General features: G+C 72.7%; 1 protein-coding gene. It reads left to right on the plus strand.

Annotation, left to right across the window (positions count from 1 at the left end):
- A partial coding sequence (locus AB0G02_RS34755; protein WP_360803035.1) for a LamG-like jellyroll fold domain-containing protein occupies positions 1-2,634 on the plus strand: 2,634 nt, incomplete at both ends.

Here is a 2,634-nt window from a genome sequence, read left to right on the forward strand (position 1 = left end):
GTGGAGTTCGACGCGAACTCGTGCCGGTCGCGGCCGGTGACGGTGCACCCGGTGACGCAGGCGTGGACGGCGACCGGTTCCTACGCCTACCCGGGACCGGGCGTGGGGACGTCGCTGGCGAGCCGGTCGTTCGCGCACGGCTACGTGGCGGTCGGGCAGTCGTCGTCCGGGTGCCCCGCGGCGGCGGAGGTGTTCGACCTCGGTGGTGACGGCACGAAGCTGGTGCAGGGCTGGGTGGACGGCACGTCCGCGAACAACGGCCTGTCGCTGCGGGCCGACGTGTCCGACCCGTTGTCGGGCAAGCGGTTCACCGGCACGGGCACGGCGAACCCGCCGCGGCTGTTCGTCACGCACAGCCCCTACTCCGCGGAGTACGCCATCCCCAACCCGGTGCCGAACCCGCCGGTGCTGCAGAACCAGGACGGCAAGGTCAAGGTCACCGTCACCAACAGGGGCGCGGAGACGTGGACGCCGGCGGACTACTACCTGGCCTACCGGGCGTACGACGCGAAGACCGGCGCGGCGGTGGGCCAGCAGCGGGCGGCGTCCTTGCCCGGCACCGTGGCGCGCGGGGCGAAGGTCACGGTCGACGCCACGGTCAAGGCGTTGCCACCGGGGTCGTACTTCCTCGACTTCACGATGGTCCGCACCGGCGGTGTGGTGTTCACCGACCACCAGGTGCCGCCGGCACGGCTGGCGCTGGACGTGCTCGACCTCGCGCCGGTGGTGCAGGAGCTGCACCCGCCCAACGGCTACCGCACGCCGACGTTGACGCCGATGCTGTGGGGCCGGGCGCTGGACATCGACGCGCCGCCGGGGTCGGCGTTGAGCTTCAAGTTCGAGGTGTGCCGGGCGAATGACCCGAACGCCTGCTTCGACTCCGGGTTCCAGTCCAGTCCCCAGTGGACCGTCCCCGAGGGGAAGCTGTACTGGGGACGCGGCTACCTGTGGCGGGTGGTCGTCCGGGACGCGGGCAACGAGGTGGCGTCACCGCAGTCCGGCCTGGACGCGGACGTGCCGCAGCCGGAGCTGACCTCGCGCGCGGCCGGGACGTCGGACGAGCGCGAGTTCGACCCGCAGACCGGTGGCGTCTCCAACGTCGCGATGGACGCCACGGTGGCCACCGTCGGACCCGAGCTGAACGTCGTGCGCACCTACAACAGCCTCGACCCCCGCCGTGACGGCGCGTTCGGCGCGGGCTGGACCAGCCGGTACGACATGCGCCTGACCCCGGACGACGACGGCACCGGCAACGTCGTGATCACCTTCCCGGACGGCCAGGCGGTCCGGTACGGGCGCAACCCCGACGGCACCTACGCGCCGCCGTCGGGCCGGGTCGCGGCGCTGCCCCAGGAGTCGGGCGGCTGGAAGCTGGCCGACCGGTCCGGGACGTCGTACCTGTTCACGGCCAGCGGCCTGCTCAGCCGCACCACCGACGGCGCGGGCCGGTCGGTGGTGCTGACCTACGGCTCCTCGGACGGCCGGTTGGCCAAGGCCCAGGTGTCCAACAGCCAGAGCAACACCGCCGGCCGCTCGCTGCGGTTCACCTGGACCGGCGGGCACATCACCTCCGTCACCACCGACGCGAACACCACCTGGACGTACGGCTACACCGGGGACGCGTTGACGCAGGTCTGCGCACCCGGCGGGCTGTGCACGAAGTACGCCTACAGCACCGGGTCGCACTACCGCAGCGCGGTGCTGGACTCGTTGCCGGAGTCGTACTGGCGGCTGGGCGAGGCGCAGGGCACGGCCGCCGGCAGCGAGGTCGCGCTCAACCTGGGCAAGGACGCCGGCACGTACGTCAACGCGGCGCTGGGCACCGCGGGCGCGGTGGCGGGCGCGACCGGGACGGCGGCGTCGTTCAACGGCACGTCCACCCGGCTCGACCTGCCGAAGGGCCTGCTGAAGAAGAGCCGCGACGGCGCGGTCGAGCTGTGGTTCAAGGCCAACACCACGGGCACCGGCGGCCCGCTGCTCGGCTACCAGGACAAGGCGTTCGGTACCACACCGGGTCGAGGGGTCCCGGTGTTGTACGTCGGCACGGACGGCAAGCTGCGCGGCCAGTTCGGCGCGACCGCGATCGCACCGCTGACCTCGCCGAACACCGTCAACGACGGCCGCTGGCACCACGTCGTGCTGTCGCTGATGGGCGCCACGCAGACGTTGTACCTCGACGGCGCGCAGGTGGCGAAGGCGGCCGGCGTGGCGCTGGACCACGCGCAGCTCACGTTCAACCAGCTCGGCGCGGCGCAGGTCACCACGCCGGGGTCCTGGCCCGCGTGGGGCACGGCGGGGCAGCGGTTCTTCAGCGGCTCGCTGGACGAGGTGGCCGTCTACTCGCACCCGCTCGGCCCGAACGCCGTGGCCACGCACCACCGGCAGGGCACGACGGCCGCCGACCAGCTGGCGGCCGTCACCAGGCCGAGCGGCAACGTCTCGTCCCGCGCCACCTACGACGTGAACCTGGACCGCGTCACGACCTACACCGACCGCAACGGCGGCCTGTGGAAGGTCGGACCGACCGTCGTCTACGGCGGTGACGCCGACCTGCGGCGCGGCGTGCAGGTGCTGGACCCCGCCAACAGGCCGAACCTGTACGAGTTCGACGCCGTCACCGGCCGCCTGCTGCGG

The sequence above is a fragment of the Actinosynnema sp. NPDC023658 genome (genome assembly GCF_040639995.1).
Taxonomy (GTDB): Bacteria; Actinomycetota; Actinomycetes; order Mycobacteriales; family Pseudonocardiaceae; genus Actinosynnema.